Genomic DNA, 19,630 nt, shown 5'->3' on the forward strand with positions numbered 1-19,630 from the left:
GCGCAGGCTTGGCAACCGGGCAGCGGTGGGTTCGGGCGCAGCAGACTGAGGGCCACCGGTCGGCCGGGCGCTCCTCCGACGTCCGTTCATCTATCTGATGGACTTACCAATCTGTTCGCCAAACTCGCAACTCCGAGCGAACCTTCGTGCGGAACTAAGGAGCATCCGGGCACAGATTTCCGCGGCTATTCAGTTCCTGTCTCATGACCAGATCGATGCAATCTCGACGGCACCGTGTTGCGAATTCGTTCCGAGGTTTGAAAAACCGCTTCCGCTCGGTGGATCAGTTTGAGCAGCTTTGTGATAGTGAACGCACGCGCCGCACACTGGCAAGCGCTCTCGCAACGCCGACAGAGGGACCCGCCTCATGAGCAAGAGACGAATGTCGCAACGGCTCATCGGGTACGGCGCCGCGCGCAGTGTTGTCGATGGCGTTACGTCTGTCCGTGGAATTGCGCTGGCATCGATTGTCGGTGCGGAGGCATTCGGAACTTGGCTCCTGTTTCGGATCATCCTGCGCTATGCCTCTTTCGCTGGGCTGGGCATGCAGCGTGGCCTGGAGTTCGGCGTCGCGGGGGAGGGGAACGCGCTCGCGTGGGGCAAGGCTGCAGTGTCGTTGGTGCTGGTCATCTTCGTCCCGCTGTCCACGTTGTTTTTGCTTGGCAGTATTCTCTGGCAAGACGGTCCGGTGGCAACGTCGCTTGCTGCGGTCGGCGCCATCATTCTGGTCAACAGGCTGTGGATCCTCGCGACAAACTACCTCCGCGGGACAGGGGCATTGCGCCGATTGGCGGGTTTGGAAATCGTCGTCGGTCTCCTTCAGGCGGTTCTGGTCATCTTGCTTGCCCTGGTTTTCGGTGTCCTTGGTGCCTTTGCCGGCATGTTCCTCGGCTTTCTCGCGGGCGCTCTGCTCTTCTTTCGCGCCTACCCACTTTCGCCGCGCTGGGACGCGCACCGTGCCGCCGCCATGATCCGGGTGGGCTTCCCCGTGACGCTGTCGGGTCTGTTGCTCGCAAGTTTTGGCTTCTCGGACAGGTTGGTCGTGGGTGTACTTCTCGGCGTCGAAGCGTTGGGACTCTACGGGTTTGCAATCGCGGCCGCGGAAATGGGCCAGAACCTCGCCAACGTGACGAGAACTGTGGTGCTTCCGGACATTTATGGAAAGGTCGACACAGAGGCGGCCGGCGGAGGCGACAGCGGCAATCTCCAGCGAGTTCTCGTGGGCTTTGCGCTCATTGTGCCGGTCATGTGCGGGTATTTCGCGCTGTTGATTGAGCCCGTGGTGAGAGCCCTTGCCCCTGACTACATCGAGGCGATGCCGATCACGCGCACATATCTCTTCGTGGCCGCGACCCACGGTCTGTCGATCCTTGCCACGCTCGGTGTCGTGGCTCGTGGGCGGCAGACGGCGCTCCCGTTCCTGAGCCTCGCCGGGATCGTGCTGAACGTCACCGTTTCCTACACGCTGATCAAAATCGGCGGTGGTCTGGCCGCGATCGCGTTCGCCGCGCTGGTCGCGCACGGCCTCCACGCCATAGCCCTGATGGTGCTCGCCTCAGGAAAAACGCGGCGGCTGCGTTCCGCGTTGACTGCATCGGCGACGCTGCTGCCGGTCCTTTGGTGTCTCGGTGCCGTATTGCTGTTGGCGGAGTTTCGACCCGCTGCCCCGTTGTGGCAGGCGGCGGGCCTCTTCACGCTCGCCGTCCTGCCGCTCCTGGCGGTGCCCCTGCGGGGCATGCGCAACGGTGGCCGCGCCGCTTAGAACAGGGGTGGATGACCCAACCCGTTTGGAAACGCCATCCTGAGCAGGATAAACGTGCCTGTCGCGGTTCCCAGGCTCATCGCCCAGCCGGACCGCGCCCAGTAGCGAAATGCGAGGAGCAGAAACAGGGGCACGACGACGACAGCGTCGAGGAACTGACAGGCAAGCACGCAGCCCAGAAGCCAAGGAATCGCGTAGGGGCGCCCCAAACGGGACAACTCCTGGTTTGGCGCGGCACGTTCCCGGTGGAACAGCCAGGACAACAGGCCGAGGGTTGGGATCGCGACCACGAGTGGCGCGCGCCGCGTCTCCGGAGGAAGGCCGAGCGAGAGCAGTAGAAACGCCGCTGTCACGGTCAGCATGAACAGGATGAATGCGGCATGCAGGCTCAGCCTCATTTGACCCTCGCGTAGGCCATCATGCGCTTGCGCCCGATGATCGGGAGCACGATGGTTCCGATCAGCAGTGCGAGCAGGACCAACGCGACCGGACGGTCAAGCAGGTCGATCCGGCCAAAGGAATAAAGTCGCATGGTCAGATGGAGGTTCGTTTCGAACATACCGCCCAACACCAGCGCGATCACCAGAGGCACGCGCGGCCAACGGTAAACCTTCAACGCATAACCGAACAGGCCGAAGACAGCTGCCAGGATCAGGTCTTCGGGCCGGCCTCGATTCACGATCGCGGCGACGGCCACGAGCGCGAAGATAACCGGCACTAGAAATCGCGTCTGGATAAGTGTGATCCGGGCCAACTGCCCGGAGATCGCCACACCCAGGATCGATGTCAGCCAGTTCGAGAAGAAGAGTGACCAGATCAGTGCGAAGACCAGAGGCAGTTGATCGTCGAGCAGGGCGCGCCCGGGCACGATACCATGCACCATGAGCGCGGTGAGAAGCAGAACGGTTCCTTCACTGCCGGGAATACCGAAGGCCAGAACCGGAAACAGCGAGCCGCCGTCTTTCGCATCGCTTGCCGCCTCCGGCGCGATGACGCCGCGTATGTCTCCCTTACCGAACTGTTCCTTGTCCCGTGCGGTCTGGACGGCGTGGCCGTAAGAAACAAAACTCGCCACGGTGCCGCCGATCCCCGGGACGATGCCGACGATCGTGCCGATGAAGGAGCATCGCAGCGTCAGCCAGGCGTGCCGGAAGGGCGCAAGGCAGCCCTCTGTGATACTGCCAGACAATTCCTCTGCCTGAAGCCTGCCGGAAATGCTCTTGCGCTCTGATTGCGACAGGTGGATCGCCTCGGATACGGCAAACAGGCCGAGCAGCATCGGAATGATCGGCAGGCCGTCCACGAGGTAGTCGGTGCCCATCGTGAACCGGTCGGTGGCGGAAAGCGGGCTCGTGCCGATGAAGGCGAGGAGGAGCCCGATGCCCGTCATGATGATCCCTTTCGCCGACAGGCCGCCGCTGAGCATCGCGACCATCGACAGGCCCCAGATTGCCAGGAGGAGAAACTCCGGTGGACCGAAGGAAAGGATCAGCGGTCGCATGAACGGCAACAGCGCCAGCAGAATGATGATTCCGAATGTCGAGCCGAGCGCCGAGGATGAGGCCGCGCAGGCGATGGCGGTGCGGGCCTTGCCGGCCTCGGCCATGGGGTGTCCATCAACGAGGGTTGCGGCGTTGGGCGCGGAGCCCGGCACGTTGAACAGGATCGAGGTGATCGAGCCCATGAATGTCGCCCCGCCGACGAACGCGCCGAAGATGAGAACGATCTGCACCGGATCCCATGAAAGCGTCATCGTGATCGCGATTGCCATGAGCGTCACGCCGTTTAGCCCCGGCAGAAAAGCGAAGAGCATCGACAGCAAGGTGCCGGCAACCGGATAGATCAGGTTCGGCCAAGCAAAGACGAGCCGAAGACCTTCCAGCGCGGAATCGAGGATTTCGGTCACGGGATCATTTCTCGGACTCGACGATCGAACGTAGGTCCGAAAGGTATTGCTCGGCGCTCAGGATCGCCGACGCCGCGTCGCGCCCGCGCGCGATATCGAGCGGCCGCCGCGCTTTTTCGGCCGCGTCGAGAAACTCCGGATCGTTGATCGCCTGGTAAACCCTCTCTTCGAGACATGCATGAATATCGTCGGGCAGACCGGCTGGCGCTACAACTGTACGCCCGGCGCCCAGCACCTCCACCAGCGCATCGGCCAAGGCACCGGTCGCCTCGGCGTCGCCGCCGGTTGCCGCGGCTCTGCGCCTGGCTGCGCCATCCGGACCGCCGAGCACCGGCACCCCCTCAAGGGATGCGTGGTCCGCTGTTGGCGCGCTGGAAATCTGCAAGATCGGCTTTAGTTCACCGTTCTCAATCGGTGCGATTGCTGATCCCCAGGAGACATCCATCGTGTCGAACTCGCCGCGCACCAGGCCGAGTGACGCTTCCTTGCTTCCATCGTAGCCAGCGATGAATTCCTTCTGCAGATCCAGCAGTGAGGCGGCAATTGTCACGGTAAACCAATCCCCCGACCCGATCCCGGTGACGCCGAACAGAAGCGGTCCACTCGCGCCGACGAACGCCCCGTCCGCGTCGACGTGGATGTCGCTCTCTCTATTCACCAACCAAACGGACTGATCCCGCGCCACCCGGCCAAGGACCGTGAGGTCCTCGGAGAGGCTCGGAATGTCCTCCTGCGCACCGAGGCGCGCCACCAGGAGTCCGCTTGCATTTATGAAGCCAATCGTCTTGCCATCCGGCTCTTGCGACATGATCGACTTAACGCCGACCAATCCGCCCGCTCCCGGCATGTTCACGATTGCTATTTCGGCATCCAGGTAGCGCTCCAGAACCGGTTCGATCAATCGCGAATAGGTGTCGTAACCACCGCCCGCAGAATACGGAACGATCCAACGAATGGTCTCGCCCGAAAGCTGATCGCACGTCTCGGCGACGATTGGTGCAGGCGCCAACGCTGCCAGACCGGCCAGGTAGTAAGCCGCACGCAGGTTGCGGCCGCGTTTGTCGATGGTGGAAGCCATGGGTATTCCGTGTGAGTCTTGAGGTGAAGTCGCGGCAGGATTCAGGAAACCGAGAAGGGGCCCAATTAGAGTGTTGTGCCAAATCATCACAATCGTGCGTGTCCCGCTCGCCCCAGGAAAACCTTACGCACTTTCGAGTCGCCTGTCTTGCCTGCGGCAGGCGCATTCTGGCACGGTGTGGCATATTGGGTGAGGGAGACGGGATCGGAACAGGTGTCTTCATGCGTCTCTTGGTAACCAATTGCAGGGTTGCACAGGCTTACGCGACGTTGCGCGCGTTGCGGCCCCACGCCGAACATGTCGTGGCGACGACGTCCGGCAAACGCCCACTCGGCATCTGGCCAACCTGTCATGCTGCGTATTCACGCCTCGTCGACCGGCGATACGAGGTGCCGGACCCCGAGGGGGACTGGTTTCACGGACGGATCGGACCGTACAACACACCAAAGGAAGAAGCGTTCATCAGCGCAATCGAGGAAATCTGCCGCGCCGAGCGCATTGACACGGTATTTCCGACAAATGACGCGTGGGTATACGTTTTTTCAAAGAACAAGGACCGGCTCGCCTCCCAAGGTGTGGTCGTGCCTGTCCCTGATTTCGACGTCGTAAAACGCCCGCTGGACAAATACGATACTGTTCAGGCCGCCGCGGAGACCGGTTTTCCCCATCCGCGTACCGTTCTCGCGGAGGACGACGCTTCGGTCCGCGCGGCGATCGCCGATCTGCCGCCGCCCTGGGTCGTCAAACTTCGGTTCACCAATGGTGGTCGCGGCATGTCCTTTCATTGGGACAGCGGAGAGCTCCTGAAGAAGACTCGCGAACTCCGCGAAACGCATGGGGCGCCCATCGTGCAGGAATTCATTCCCGGCTCGGAAACAATGAGTTTCTACACTGTGGTCGACAATGAGGGGCGCGTGATCTCCTGCCAGACGCCGACCAATGCGCGCGCCCGCCTGAGCCGCCCTGCGCATGCCGGGCGCAGCGCCTTTCTGACCGCGCCGCGCCACGCATTTGCCGACCACGCCGCCGCCCTGGCAAAGCACATTGGCTGGTGGGGTAGCCTGACGATTCAAACCATGATCGACGAACGGGACGGGATTCCGAAAATCCTGGAGATCAACCCTCGTCTTGGCGTGCACCTGTGGCTGCGTACGGCGGTTGGGGTGAACGAACCGCTGATTGCACTTCGCCTGGCGCGCGGCGAGAAAGTCGACAAGGTACCCGAGGTGCCCAGCGGTATCGTGCTGCTCAAGCCCATCGAGGACACGATAGCGTTTGGTTTCGATACGTTCGACTACGGGTCCTGGAAACTCCGCAAACTCTTCGGCGGCACCTCTGTCGAGCGCCACTTGGCCCAGGATTCTCTCGGTGAGTTGTGGGACGACTATCGCGGGCCGTATCGTCGCGATGGAGAACGGCGATACAGCCCTTACTACGATAACTTCCGCTCCGATCCCGTTCCCGCGCTCATATGGACATCGAAGCTTCTGGCCGCGAATGCATCGCTTTCGGTCAATCGGCTTTTTCGCCCGAGCAGCGTGAAGCGGCCTCTTTAGCGGTAGAACCTGATGACCCTCTCTCCATACCCTCGCTCCCGAACCTATGGCTCTCCGAGGATCTACGGGCGCATCCTCGCCGACACGCTGCGGTTTCGCAGCCACAGCGGCAAAGACGACATTGCGCGTCTCGAAGACGTCTTCGCCGCGATGCAAGGCGCGCGCCACGCATTGGCCCTCTCCCAGGGCCGGCTGGGCATATTTCTCGCGCTGGCGGAACTGATTGAGCCGGGGCAGGAGGTCATTCTCTCGCCCTACACGATTTATGACGTCGTCAACATGGTGCTGGGGGCCGGCGGCGTGCCGGTGTTTGCAGATGTCGACCCGACAACCGGAAACCTGTGCCCAGCATCGGTTCAGCAGGGGATTTCGGCAAGCACGGGTGCAGTCCTGGCAACACACATCCACGGGCTTTCTTGTGAGATCGAGGAAATCGCGAGGATCTGTGCAGAGGCAGATATCCCGTTGATAGAAGATTGCGCGCAGTGCCTTGGCGCAAAGATCGACGGTCGCGCCGTCGGGACATTCGGCGATGTCGGGATCTTCAGCTTCAGTCGCGTCAAGAACGTCAACACGATCTACGGCGGAATGCTGATTACCTCGAATACCGCGCTCTCCGGGCGCCTGAGGGCCCGCCTCGACGACATGCAATGCGAACCGCTGGGACGCATTCTCAAACGTACGGCTTCAACGGTCCTGCTCGATACCATGACAGCACCGCTCGTTTTCCAAGGCCTGACCTATCCGCTGGTCCGCCTCGACACGCGGAAGCGATCTGGTGTCGTAGACCGAATTACCGGCGCGGAATCCGCCATAGAACGGCGTGACCGGATTCCCGAGCACTATCTCCGTCGCATTTCGCCGATGCAGGCGCGCCTTGCGCTAATGCAACTTTCGAATGTGGAAGCGGACCGTCAGCGACGGGTGTCACATGCCCGACTCTATCACGAGGGATTACACGGGGTGAGCGGCATCGATTTGCCGCCGATGCACGACGACGGGCGCAACACGTACCTGAGTTACCCGATTCAATCCTCTGCGCGCGACGATCTTGTGCAGCATCTCGTGGCGAAGCATCGCGACGTGCGTGTGCAATACTACCACAACCTCGCAGCCTGCGAGGCCTTCGCTGACTTTCGAGCCCATTGTCCGAACACCGACCGGATCGCCACCCGAACCATTCTGCTACCGATCTATCCGGGATACCCGGAAGCGGAAATCCACAAGACCGTCGAGGCCATTCGGTCTTTCGATGTGGTGCGACGGGAAAGCGCAACGACTGCCGGACACTCTTCCGCGATCACGCAATAGGTCGGGGACGACGGATCGTTTCGTTGCCGGGAACTCACATGGCCGGTTGGCGGCGACAGGTCGACGGGTCTGAAGCTCATCGGTTTCGGGTTGGGAGGTCGCACCAAGCGCGAACCCCTTAACAGGCTCGGACGCAAGGCACGTTTGCGGTGTTCTGTTTTCGAATGACGTGGACTTCCGCCGGTTCTTCGGACGCGGACTGACATCGGAACGTAGGTGGCCACAGGCCACGACAAGACCAGCATTCCACGCGGAATTGTTGAGAACAAACGGTCGCGCGATCTCGCGCCTGTTGCAGCGGTGTATTGCTATCGCGAGAAGACGAACGATGGGCACCGGGGTCACATAAGCCGAGAGGGATGTCGGTCGTCGGGTTGGAATGCTGCGCAGTGCCGGGCGGAATGATCTGCATTGATGGCGCCGCTGCTTCGACGAAAACCGGCGCTGCATCGATCTCCGCGCGTTCACGACAGCGAATCCCGTTGACCGACTGGCGATTGCCAACCGCCGCAGAGCGAGTGCCAGATCCCATCGAAACGACAACCAGGGGGTGATTTCTTCCCGCGACGTCCATGCTCAGTTCAACGACGATCTGGCTTTTGACGTGGCAAATGGATGCGCCCGGCGAGTGCCAAAATCAGACTCTCCAGACCCACAGGATCTGCCTCATGTCGCGTCACATGAACCGCCGGCGTACTGTTCGGCTTGCCAATCTACGATGGCGCGATGTGGCCGCAGAACTGCTAATCTATTGTATTCATTATTGCGGCAGCATCCGAAGTTACCGCAAAAGCTTGTCACAAAACTGTTACATTTGTAGGCGCAGTGCTTTCTACTGCGTTTGGTCGGATGCCCGATGGGCACGACGAATCGGGTGAACTGGACCGGGTTCGGTCGCGGAAAGCTTGCTGTTTGACTTGCTGTGGCCTGGGGGGAGGAGCGCTGCAATGAAACTAAAGGAATATCTCAAGATTGAAAGTGCGGCGGATCTGAGCCGGACCGAGGTGGGGCGTCTCGGTACGGCGGTCCTCTTCATCGTTGCGGTGATGATATTCACCGGCACGAAATTCGCCCATATCGAGCAATCCTACCTCCTCGTCGCCGCGGCGGTCATCGGGGCCTACATGGCGTTGAACATCGGGGCCAATGACGTCGCCAACAACGTCGGCCCAGCGGTCGGGTCCTTTGCGTTGACGTTGACCGGCGCCATCATCATCGCGGCCGTTTTCGAGGCGGCCGGGGCGATCATTGCGGGCGGAGACGTGGTTTCGACGGTCAAGAAGGGGATCATCGATCCTGCCGATATCGATGATCAGAACACGTTTGTCTGGGTGATGATGGGGGCGCTCCTGGGCGCTGCGATCTGGCTCAATGCCGCGACTTGGCTTGGCGCGCCGGTGTCCACCACGCACTCCATTGTCGGGGGGGTCATGGGCGCGGGCATTGCCGCGGCAGGATGGGAAATCGTGAACTGGGGCTCGATGGGCAAGATCGCCTTGAGCTGGGTCGTCTCGCCGGTCACTGGAGGCCTGATCGCGGCCCTGACCCTCTATGTCCTCAAACGCATGGTCTTCTTCAAGACCGAACCGCTTCAGGCCGCGCAGCGCGTCGTTCCCGTGATGATCTCTATCATGGCCTGGGCCTTCACTACATATATCTGCCTGAAGGGCATCAAGAAGCTTGTCTCGGTGACCTTTCCCATGGCGCTGCTTCTCGGTTTGGCCGTCGCTGTCATCACGTGGCTCGTGGCGGCCCCGCTCATCCGGCGCTCAGTTCCTCGGTTGTCCAGCGACCGGGAGGGGGTGAACCGGCTCTTCACCCTTCCGCTCATCTTCGCAGCCGCGCTGCTGAGCTTTGCGCATGGCGCAAATGATGTCGCCAATGCGGTCGGGCCGCTGGCCGGGATTGTGGACGTTCTGAGCGCCGGGGAAGGGGGCGCCAAGGTGGCCATCCCGTTCTGGGTGATGGCAATCGGCGCGCTTGGTATTTCAGTTGGCCTTGCGCTGTTCGGCCCGAAGCTGATCCGCACTGTCGGCTCCGAGATCACCGAACTCGACCGTGCCCGCGCATTCTGCATCGCGCTCTCTGCCGCGATCACCGTGATCATTGCCAGCCAACTCGGGATGCCGATCTCGTCCACGCATGTGGCGCTCGGCGCCGTATTTGGCGTGGGGTTCCTGCGCGAGTTCCTGGAACAACGCATGCATCGCGTCGTCGAGAATGTGCTCGCCGAACATCAGGGAGACCCGCATTTCGATGAAGTGGAGAGGGTTCTTCGGAATTTCGAGAACGCGCAGCCGGATGTCAAAGCCGAAATTCTGAACCGCATGAAGGATATGGGTGCGGACGCCGTGATCACGAAAGCGCAGCGCAAGGAACTGCGCGGAGCCCTGAAGCGACAGCTTGTAAAACGTTCCTCGCTGCTCAAGATCGTTTCGGCTTGGATCATCACTGTGCCTGTCGCAGCCTTCCTTGCCGCGCTGTTCTTCTTCGCGCTGCGCGGCATGATGTTGCCCTAGGTCCGCCCCTTGATGAAGAAATACCTGCTCCCCATCATCCTTCTGGTACTGATGACCGGCTTCTGGGTCAGTCGGGATTTCCAGGAGATCGCGGCCGGCGTTGCCATCTTCCTGTTCGGGATGCTCATGCTGGAAGACGGCTTCAGGCTGTTTTCCGGCGGATTGCTCGAACGGATGCTGGAAAGGACCACCGGATCGATCACGAAGTCGCTCGGGTTCGGCATCTTGTCGACGACACTGATGCAATCGTCGTCTCTGGTCTCGGTGATCACGATTTCCTTTTTGAGTGCGGGGCTGATTACCCTGGCGGCCGGGATCGGCATCATCTTCGGTGCGAACATCGGGACTACGACAGGGGCCTGGCTGGTCGCGGGGTTCGGGTTGAAGGTGAACATCTCCTCCTACGCGATGCCGATGCTGGCCTTGGCTATCGTCCTTGTCTTCCAGCGGTCCAAGTATCTCAGGGGGCTCGGGTTTGTCCTTGCAGGAATGGGCTTCCTGTTTCTCGGCATCCACCACATGAAAGAAGGCTTCGAATCCTTCCGCGACCAGTTCGATCTGACCCGGTTTGCAATGACCGGCGTGTTGGGGCTCGTGGTCTACACGCTCGTCGGCGCGACCGCGACGGTCGTGATGCAATCGAGCCATGCCACGATGGTCCTCGTCATCACCGCTCTCGCCGCTGGGCAGATTTCCTACGAGAACGCAATCGCTCTGGCAATCGGCGCGAACATCGGTACCACGATTACTGCGATCCTGGGCTCGCTCACGGCGAATTTCCAGGGGAGGCGCCTGGCACTCGCCCATGTGATCTTCAACCTCGTCACGGCTGCGGTCGCCTTGATTTTCATCAAGCAGATTGTCTGGACTGTCGATTGGATCAGTGACGGGGTTGGTATCGCGGATGAGGATTTCGCGCTAAAGCTCGCTGTTTTCCACACGATCTTCAATGTCCTTGGGGTGGCTATCATGGTGCCGCTGACGAACAGGTTGATCCGCTTTCTGGAACACGCCATCCCGGAACCCGAACCGGATGTCAGCAAGCCGCGATATCTGTCGCAAGCTTCCGACCAGTTTCCCGCGACCATGGAAGTCGCCATGCGCAAGGAGGTCAAACATCTCCAGGACAACGCTGTGGAATTGATCGCGCATGGGTTGAACTTGCACCGGCACGAACTCTACGCGACGAACGACGTCGCCGCGACCGTCGAGGCGAGCCGTGAACCGCTGGAACTGGACATCGACGAAACCTACGAGGCGCGGGTAAAAACCCTTTATTCCGCGATCGTCGAATTCGCCACGCGGGCAACCAGCCGGGATATTCCGACCGAGGTCGCAGACCAAATCCATGCGCTGCGCGATGCGGCGCAGGCGAGCGTGCGAGCCGTCAAGGCGATTAAGCACATGAGGCGAAACGCGACCGATTTCACAAAAGTGCCACATGGCGCGATTACACGCTTATATAATAGCCTGCGCAGTGAGATCGCCCGTATACTTGTCGAGATGCATAAGCTCGACGAAAGCGCTCCGGAGCTCCGCAGTAGTCTTTCGCTCGACGAAGAGCGGACCACCGTGGAACAGGCCCGGAAGGCCACAACACGAACGGTCGAGGAGCTGTTGCTGGATGGAAGGATCAACGCCAATGAGGCGACGTCGTTCCTGAACGATTCTGGCTACGCGTACCAGGCGATGAATGACCTGATCGAAGCAGCCAGGGTCTACTACCTTGAGACGGAGGGTGGAATGGCCGAAGTGGAACGGATTCTTGCTCTCGAGGACGAGGATATCGAGGAGTTGTCATCGGCCGGATGAGTCCGGTCGTGTTGAAGTGGTGAGCGGGTAGAACGCCCGACCGGCGACTTATAGGGGTGAAAACGCGATGGGTATCAAGAAATTCGTCGAAAAGATCAACGACTACCAGCAACGGCTCGAACAGAAAAAAGCCAAGAAGATCAAGAAGAGCCATGTCGAAAAGGTCATCCGCAAGCTCGAAGCCAAACGGGATGCGCTGAAATCCGATCTGAAATCTGCGGAAAAACCCTCCAAAAAGGATCGATTGGAGACAAAACTTAAGGTGGTCGATGAGCAGATCGAACGCGCCACCTGGTTGCTTGAGCAGATTGGGTAACGCTACCCGGCCCGGGGCCGCTTTGGGGGGCCGGAAGCGAAATCGCCGTGGCGCCCGGACACGACGGCTTTCGGTTTCCCAGGGGAGTAGGAGGGCTACGCCGGGTGCCTCCGAAGACCGGTGGAAGAGGGGCGCGATGCCCGATAGTGTCGGGAAGTGTCACGCGATCTCATGATCCGCCGAGGCGTTTGCCGAACGAGGTGAAAATGACCCCAGACAAGCTATCAGCACGCGGAACGTTCGCCGCCGATTTGTGCCAAGCGGCGGGTGAAGTCGCTCGGAGGTATTTTTCGGACCGCAGCAACCTCGTCGTCGACCAGAAGGGCACGCAGGACTGGGTCAGCGAAGCTGACAGGAATGTCGAGCTATTCATCCGCCAGCGGATCTCAGAGGATTGGCCCGACGATGGTATCGTTGGTGAGGAACACGCCCCGAGGCCGAGCCGCAGCGGATTCACTTGGGTGATCGATCCGATCGACGGGACGACGAATTTCGTGAATGGAATTCCTGCGTGGACAATTGTTCTGGCCGGGGTATCGAGCGGCCGGTCCGAAATCGGCGTTATTCATGATCCGAACGCAGGTGAGACCTTCTCCGCATTGCGGGGTGAAGGGGCGAGACTGAATGGCACGGCCATACAGATCGCAGACGGCATACCGTTGGAGAGCGGTACGGTTGCAGTCGGTTATTCCAACCGGGTGGACGCGCGCAACGTGCTCCCCGTCGTTTCGGCGTTGGTCGAGCGTGGTGCGATGTTTCATCGAAATGCGAGTGGGGCTTTGTCTATCGCCTACGTCGCGGCGGGCCGGCTACTGGGCTACGTCGAAGAACACATGAATGCGTGGGACTGCCTGGCCGGTCAGTTGATCGTCGAAGAAGCTGGCGGGCGTATCGAGGTTCAGGATGCGGACGAGATGATCCGTGTCGGCGGCCGTGTGATCGTCGGAAGCCCCGAGGTTTTCGATGACCTCGTCGCCATGGTCGATGGTGTGTGGGACGGCTGAAGACCGATCCCATCCGTCATTGCGGGTTGGCGCCACAGATTTCCAGTCGGGAACGGCGAAAGGTCTCGAGCTCCGCGCGCCGGAAATGCCCCCCGTGACCGCACTTCAGTCCGACGATTGATCGGCCCTCCAGACCGGCCATACCCGAGGACCGTGAAACCGCACTATGTGCAGCGACAGCAAGGTCGCTGTCGAATTCTGGCGGCGATTGCAAAAGCCGATCGCAGATCAATTGTTGGAGCCAAGAACATGGGATGCTGCCGCAGCAGGCCAATGTGGTGCGGCAAGGGTATCGGCTAACTCACCTGCGCGGGGGGCGCGGTTTCGCCGAGGCGTCGCTCTGGACCGGGCGTTTCAGAGGCCGGCTCGACCTCCGGATGCGACATGACGAGAACCCAGTGCATCAGTCCTCGTCGGGAAGAAGGACCGGCCCTCTCGTCGCGAAACCCATGTGTACCTCGGTTCCGGGCTCCAGCGGCGTGTCCACATCGTCGTGCACCGCGAAAACCTGCCCGAAACCGCCCGTCAGCGTGTATTCCATCCGCACGCCGACATAGGTCGCCTTGGCGACCGTGGCCGGAACGCCCTCGTCCCGCCCGATCACCAGCCGGGAGGGCCGCACCGCGATGGTGGCCGGACCGGGCGGTAGGCCGCGGGCCGGAAGGCGGTGGCGATAGCCCTCGATGTCTATCGTGGCTTCGTCGCCCTCGACAGAGACGATCTCGCAATGCAGCAGGTTCGCCTCGCCGATGAAATCCGCCACGAACCGGTCATTCGGTGCGTCGTAGAGCTGCCGCGGCGTGCCGATCTGGGCGATTGCGGCGTTGCGCATCACCACGATCTCGTCGGAGACAGCCAGTGCCTCCTCCTGATCATGGGTCACATAGACCACGGTTAAGCCAAGATCCTGCTGGATGGCCCGGATGTCTTCGCGCACCTGCCGGCGCAGCTTCGCATCGAGGTTGGAGAGCGGTTCGTCGAACAGCAGAACCTGCGGTTCCAGCACCAGCGCGCGGGCGACGGCGACGCGTTGCTGCTGGCCGCCCGACAGCTCGGATGGCAGGCGCGTGTCGAACCCCTTGAGGCCAACGAGATCAAGCCCCTGCATGGCCCGGTTACGCGCTTCCTCCTTGACGAAACCGGAGAAGGTGAGCCCGTACATGACATTCTCAAGAACGCTCATGTGCGGGAATAGTGCGTAGGACTGGAACACCATCGAAACATCGCGGTCCGTGGCGGGCAACCGGGTCACGTCGCGGTCGCCGATCAGGATGCGACCGGAACTGGCCATCTCCAGCCCGGCGATCATCCGCAGCGTCGTTGTCTTGCCGCAGCCCGAGGGACCGAGAAGGGTGACGAGCTTGCCTGCATCCACCTGCAGGTCGATGCTGTCGACGGCCACGACATCCTTGCCGAAGACCTTGGAAACGCCGTCGAAACGGACGGGGGCGGCCTTGGAGCCGAGAGTGGTGCCAGTCATGCGGGCCTCTCCGTTGCGTGGTGCATCCGCCGGCCGATCCGAACCCGTCCGACGAGGAGTTGCAGCAGCCCTACCGCCGCCAGCATCACGAAGATCAGTGTCGTGGAATAGGCGATGGCAAGACCGTAGTCGTTGTTCTCGACCCGCCCGATGATGTAGCTCGTGGCCATGTCGTACTCGGCCGAGACGAGGAAGATCACCGCAGAGATCGCGGTCATGGCGCGCACGAAGCTGTAGACCAGCGCGGCGAGGATTGCCGGGCGCAGAAGCGGCAGGATCACCTTGCGGAAGGTCTGCCAACTGTTCGCGCCGAGCGTGAGCGAGGATTCGTCAAGCGAGCGGTCGAGCTGGGACATGCTGGCAATCCCGGCCCGCACGCCAACCGGCATGTTCCGGAAGATGAAGCTGATCACGAGGATGATCCCGGTGCCGGTGATCTCGATCGGCGGCACGTTGAAGGCGAGGATGTAGCTCACGCCGATGACGGTTCCGGGGATGGCAAAGCTAAGCATGGTGCCGAATTCGAAGGCGTTCTTTCCCGCAAAGCTCTGACGCGTCAGCAGATAAGCGGTCACAAGGCCCACGGCGGCGGTGAGCGGGGCGGCGATGGCTGCGATCATGATCGTGGTCCAGAAACTGTCCCAGGCAGCGCCCGACCAATGCAGGCCATGCTCGGTCATACCGATGGAAAAGGCCGTGACATAATGCTTGAAGGTCAGGGTGTTGTTGACGCCCCAGAGCTCGACCAGGCTGCCATAGACGATCATGCCGTAGACGATCACCGTAAAGAGCGCCCAGCTAATCACCACGCAATGGACCGGGATGGAGAGCCCGCGCGGCATGACCGGGTGCACCCCCGCATCGCCCTTGCCGGTGACGGTTGTGTAGCTCTTCTTCCCCAGCCACATGCGCTGCGCATAGAAGGCCGAGAGGGTGAAGAACAGCAGCACCATGGCCAGAACCGCGGCGCGGCCCTGATCGTATTGCGCGCCGACGATGGCAAAGAAGATCTCGGTCGACAGCACGTCGAAATTGCCGCCTAGCACCAGCGGATTGCCGAAATCCGCCATGGACTCGATAAAGCCGAGCAGGAAGGCATTGGCGAGGCCGGGGCGCATCAGTGGAAGCGACACGGTTCGGAATGTTTGCCACTTGTTCGCACGCAGGGTTTGGGCGGCTTCCTCCATCGAGGGCGAGACACCCTCGACAACGCCGATCAGGACGAGAAAGGCAATGGGGGTGAAGGCCAGTGTCTGTGCGATGAGCACGCCCGGAAGGCCGTAGAGCCAACGGGTCGGTTGAATTCCGAAAGCCTCGGCCACGGCCTCCGAGACGGTGCCGGAGAGACCGAAGAGCAGGATCAGAGCAAGGCCGATCACGAACGGCGGCGTGATGATCGGTAGGACAGTGAGCGCGCGGAGGGCGCGCTTGTGGCGGAAGCCCGACCGGGTGACGACGAGGGCAAAGGCGAGCCCCAGGACGGTGGTGATGAACCCCACCAGAATGGCGAGGAAGAGCGAATTCCAGGCCGCCCCGCAACGCGTGCCGGACAGGCACCCAAGCCCCCAGAGCCGGTCGTCGAAGAATTTCGAGAAGAAGACGGCGATGGAATAGGCGCCATCCTCGGTGATGAAGGCGGCGAACAGCATCCGGGCAATGGGAAAGAAGACGAATGCCGTGACAATGGCGATCACACCGCCGATGGCGCTGACGACAAAAACATCGCCATTGATCGCGCCGCGTGCCGCGATGCCTTGCGTAAAGAGGAACAGGAAGGCGGTGGCGCAGATCATTGCGCCGTACCCCATGCCGTACTGCCGGTCGTCCAGCTCGCCGAAAAGCGCCGTCAGCCAGTCGTAGGTGAATCCGCGAATACCGATGCCGAAGCCCTGTGCGATGATCCAGACAATGCCGAGCGCACCTGACAAGATCAGGATCCGTGCATAGGCCGGATCGGATTTCGGGCGCCTCAGGACAAGGAGCGGAAGCGCCAGCGGGATCAAGAGAGGGGCCAGCCAGAGCTTTTCGCCCTGGCCGACCAGAAACAGCGCCGGCGCGTAATCCTCGTCGAACGGGTAGCCATCGAAGAGCCACCCGAACGACCAGAGGCCGTCTTCGAGCATGTACCAAGGAAACAGGCAGAAACCGATCCACCCGGCGGCGATCCAGAACACCAGCACCGGGGGCGTGGTCTTCTCACTCGAGACGGCCCGCATTTACTGCGGCAACGTCGAGACGTCTTCGTCCCACTTCTGCAAAAGCCGCTTTCTTTCGTCAGACGATCCGTACTTCACGAAGTCGTAGTCGATCAGCTTTATCATCGACATGTCCGGCGCCTTGTCCGAGGTCTGCGCGCCCTTGTTGGAGGGTACCTGGAATGCATTGACCTGCAGCGCAAGGTTCTGTGAATCGGCTGAGAGCGCCCAGTCATAGAACTTCTTGGCCTCCTCTTCGTTGCGGGCCCCCTCGATGATCGACATGGAACCGATCTCGTACCCAGTGCCCTCGCACGGTGCGACGACCTGGATCGGGAAGCCTGCGACCGCCTGTGCGACGGCGTCGTGCATGAACACAATTCCAATGGTGTTTTCGCCGCGCCCTGCCGCTCTGATCGGAGCCGAGCCGGACTTGGTGTACTGGTTGATATTGGCGTGTAGCCCCTTCATGAACTCGAAGCCCTCGTCCTCGCCGAATATCTGCACCATCGAGGCAAGCGTCGTGTAGGCGGTTCCGGAAGAGTTCGGGTTCGCCATCTGCACATGGCCCTTGTATTCGGGCTTGAGCAGATCCTCCCAGCAGGCGGGCTCGGGCAGGTTGTTGCTGGCCAGAAGCTCGGTGTTGTAGCCATAGCCGAGGGCGCCGGAATAAATACCAATGGTGCGGTTGCCCGCACTTTCGGCCTGGGCGATGGCCCAATCATGCAGCTCGTCCCGCATGGGCGAGACATACTCCATGGTGAGCCCTTCCTCGGCCGCTTGCAGATGCGGATCGCCCGTTCCGCCCCACCAGACATCGCCCTTGGGGTTCGTGGCCTCGGCCCGGATCTGCGCAAAGGTCTCACCGGATGATTTCCGGGTCATGTTGACATCGATGCCGGTCGCTTCCTCGAAGCTGCGTGCCATGAGCTGGCACCAGTCTTCCTGAGCGCTGCAATAGAACGTCAGCTTGTCGGCCTGCGATGCCGTTACCGAGGCCGCGAGTGCAATCATCGACACGGCCAGTGTGGTGGTATGTTTCTTCATCATCTTTCCTCCCTTTTGTGATGCAGATGCCGGTTGTTCCGGCGTGTTATTCGCTCGGACTATGAGGCCTTCCTGAGGTCCCCCATCTCATTCAACTCCTCGATCCGTTCGGACAGGCTCTTCAATAGAGTTGAGAGCTCATTCTCGTCCACCAGCCTCGCGGCTTTGCGGGGCGCGAACCAATGCCGCTTCCGTTCGCCGCTTTCCTTCCAGCGGCGCTTCAGTTTTGCGACGACCATCGGATAGAGCGTGACGCGGCAGGGAACGACCGAGTTGCGCCCAAGGCGCTTGTCGTAGTGATAGATGCCGATCGGGCGGTCGGAGACGAAGCCCACCGCGCCGGCTTCCTCCAGGGCCTCTATCTTGGCGGCGTGCCAGGGTTTCTTGCCGTCCATCGTCCAGCCCTTGGGCATGACCCAGCGGCCCGTGTCGCGCGAGGTCACCATAAGGACACGCAGCTTTCCGGTCTTCTCCCATCGCAGGGGCAATGCGCCGATCTGGTCGCGAACGGCACTCATCGGTCCGTCCCCGTGGCGCGCTGGCCCACGCTATTGCCGCAATTTTCAACCGCGATCTTCATATCCCGCGACAGACCACCGTTCTGTGTATTTCTCCAACATTCTCAACAGTAGAATGTCGGAAAAGCAACAAACTTTCGGACTGCAAGTGGTATATCGTTCAAACGATACTTGCGAAGTGGCGGGAAACCCAACTATCAAAATCGGGGGAGACTTCTTCGCATGGGCGACAAGAGCGAAAGCCTGACACATGTGCGCAAGACGCCGCGCAAGGCCGAACGGCAGGAGCAGATCCTGCTGGAGCTGAAGTTGCGCCCCCATGTCCGTATCGTCGAAATGGCCGAACGGTTCGGGGTTTCCCCCGAAACCGTCCGCCGCGACATGGACCGCCTGTCCAAGGAAGGGCTGATTGCGCGCGCCCATGGCGGCGCGACCGTCGCGACACGGCACTACCCGGATTTCGATCAGCGCAGCCGTGACCGGCAGGAGGAGCGCGAAGCCATCGGGCGGCGCGCCGCCGCGCTGGTTATGCCTGGTGACACGGTGATGATCGATTCCGGTTCCACCACGCTGCAACTGGCGCGCTTCCTTGCCGTCGAGGCGACGCCCTGCACCGTGATCACCAACAGCCTCGCGGTGGCCATGACGCTCGGCCAGGCAGACGCAGCCGAAGTGATCCTGTGTCCGGGCGACTACCAGCCTTCGGAGGCTGCGGTAATCGGCACGGATACCGTCGCATTCCTGCTTGCCCACAGTGTCGATCGTTGCCTGATCGGCGCCTCCGGGCTGACCGCAGACGGATTTCACGAAACAGTTCGCGGTTTTGCGGCAATCAAGCGCGCGATGCTGGAGCGCAGCAGAGCAGCTCATCTGCTGATCGACAGCGGAAAGTTCGGCCGGTCGGGATTGGCGCAGGTTGCCGGGGTGGAGAGACTGACATCGCTTGTGGTCGATCGCCGGCCCGACGGGCCACTCGGAGCGGCCCTGGCTGCTGGCGAGGTAGATGTCCTCCTCGCCGCACGACAAGAAAGACAGACATGAAGCCGGACACACCGGCTCGAGATTTATCTAGGGAGGATAAGACATGACGATACCTTTCAACATACCGCTGGCTGGCGCGGTTCTG

Annotated in this window: 15 protein-coding genes; 8 read left to right on the plus strand and 7 right to left on the minus strand. The window is 61.2% G+C overall.

The genetic code is table 11. The annotated features are described in order from the left end of the window. Positions 1-367: 367 nt before the first annotated feature. The gene (locus ARC39_RS05085) at positions 368-1,762 is read left to right on the plus strand and encodes a lipopolysaccharide biosynthesis protein (protein WP_149866315.1); all 1,395 of its coding nucleotides are present in this window, start codon (positions 368-370) and stop codon (positions 1,760-1,762) included. Here ARC39_RS05085 and ARC39_RS05090 read toward each other — a convergent pair. Genes ARC39_RS05090 through ARC39_RS05100 form a run of 3 tightly spaced genes read right to left on the minus strand, consistent with a single transcriptional unit; the run spans position 1,759 to position 4,746 of the window. Continuing rightward, complete coding sequence (locus ARC39_RS05090) at positions 1,759-2,160, minus strand: hypothetical protein (RefSeq protein WP_068110984.1); 402 nt, start codon at positions 2,158-2,160, stop codon at positions 1,759-1,761. The two genes, ARC39_RS05085 and ARC39_RS05090, sit on opposite strands and share 4 nt — an antisense overlap. Further along, a complete protein-coding gene (locus ARC39_RS05095; RefSeq protein WP_068110987.1) occupies positions 2,157-3,668 on the minus strand; it encodes a tripartite tricarboxylate transporter permease in 1,512 nt (503 codons plus the stop codon). The genes ARC39_RS05090 and ARC39_RS05095 overlap by 4 nt, the downstream gene beginning before the upstream one ends. A gap of 4 nt (positions 3,669-3,672) precedes the next feature. Continuing rightward, on the minus strand, positions 3,673-4,746 hold the full coding sequence (locus ARC39_RS05100) for a tripartite tricarboxylate transporter substrate-binding protein (protein WP_068110990.1): 1,074 nt from the start codon (positions 4,744-4,746) through the stop codon (positions 3,673-3,675). 221 nt (positions 4,747-4,967) lie between these two features. Between ARC39_RS05100 and ARC39_RS05105 the strand changes: the two genes are divergently transcribed. From ARC39_RS05105 to ARC39_RS05130, 6 genes are all read left to right on the plus strand, one after another. Beyond that, the gene (locus ARC39_RS05105; protein WP_068110993.1) at positions 4,968-6,302 is read left to right on the plus strand and encodes an ATP-grasp domain-containing protein; all 1,335 of its coding nucleotides are present in this window, start codon (positions 4,968-4,970) and stop codon (positions 6,300-6,302) included. A 12-nt stretch (positions 6,303-6,314) separates the two neighbouring features. Next, on the plus strand, positions 6,315-7,613 hold the full coding sequence (locus ARC39_RS05110) for a DegT/DnrJ/EryC1/StrS family aminotransferase (protein WP_068110997.1): 1,299 nt from the start codon (positions 6,315-6,317) through the stop codon (positions 7,611-7,613). Positions 7,614-8,560: 947 nt separating this feature from the next. Continuing rightward, entirely contained in the window at positions 8,561-10,132 is a 1,572-nt protein-coding gene (locus ARC39_RS05115) for an inorganic phosphate transporter (protein WP_068111000.1), read from the plus strand. Positions 10,133-10,144: 12 nt separating this feature from the next. Then, entirely contained in the window at positions 10,145-11,944 is a 1,800-nt protein-coding gene (locus ARC39_RS05120; protein WP_068111003.1) for a Na/Pi cotransporter family protein, read from the plus strand. A 67-nt stretch (positions 11,945-12,011) separates the two neighbouring features. After that, positions 12,012-12,260 (plus strand): hypothetical protein, encoded by a 249-nt coding sequence (locus ARC39_RS05125; RefSeq protein ID WP_068111006.1) that lies wholly within the window; start codon positions 12,012-12,014, stop codon positions 12,258-12,260. Between the two features lie 206 nt (positions 12,261-12,466). Next, on the plus strand, positions 12,467-13,264 hold the full coding sequence (locus tag ARC39_RS05130; RefSeq protein ID WP_068111009.1) for an inositol monophosphatase family protein: 798 nt from the start codon (positions 12,467-12,469) through the stop codon (positions 13,262-13,264). Between the two features lie 403 nt (positions 13,265-13,667). On the opposite strand, the gene ARC39_RS05135 is transcribed toward ARC39_RS05130, so the two are convergent. The 4 genes from ARC39_RS05135 to ARC39_RS05150 are packed head-to-tail and all read right to left on the minus strand — an operon-like array spanning position 13,668 to position 18,504. Continuing rightward, positions 13,668-14,744 carry an ABC transporter ATP-binding protein gene (locus ARC39_RS05135; RefSeq protein ID WP_068111011.1) on the minus strand — a complete coding sequence of 359 codons (1,077 nt, stop codon included), beginning with the start codon at positions 14,742-14,744 and terminating at the stop codon, positions 13,668-13,670. Continuing rightward, complete coding sequence (locus ARC39_RS05140) at positions 14,741-16,960, minus strand: ABC transporter permease (protein ID WP_068111014.1); 2,220 nt, start codon at positions 16,958-16,960, stop codon at positions 14,741-14,743. The genes ARC39_RS05135 and ARC39_RS05140 overlap by 4 nt, the downstream gene beginning before the upstream one ends. Next, positions 16,961-17,986, minus strand: a complete 1,026-nt coding sequence (locus ARC39_RS05145; protein ID WP_068111015.1) for an ABC transporter substrate-binding protein — start codon at positions 17,984-17,986, stop codon at positions 16,961-16,963. Between the two features lie 59 nt (positions 17,987-18,045). Continuing rightward, on the minus strand, positions 18,046-18,504 hold the full coding sequence (locus tag ARC39_RS05150) for an NUDIX hydrolase (protein WP_068111018.1): 459 nt from the start codon (positions 18,502-18,504) through the stop codon (positions 18,046-18,048). Positions 18,505-18,726: 222 nt separating this feature from the next. Between ARC39_RS05150 and ARC39_RS05155 the strand changes: the two genes are divergently transcribed. Then, positions 18,727-19,545 carry a DeoR/GlpR family DNA-binding transcription regulator gene (locus ARC39_RS05155; RefSeq protein ID WP_068111020.1) on the plus strand — a complete coding sequence of 273 codons (819 nt, stop codon included), beginning with the start codon at positions 18,727-18,729 and terminating at the stop codon, positions 19,543-19,545. Positions 19,546-19,630: the final 85 nt, after the last annotated feature.

The organism is Tropicimonas marinistellae (genome assembly GCF_001509585.1).
Classification (GTDB): domain Bacteria; phylum Pseudomonadota; class Alphaproteobacteria; order Rhodobacterales; family Rhodobacteraceae; genus Tropicimonas; species Tropicimonas marinistellae.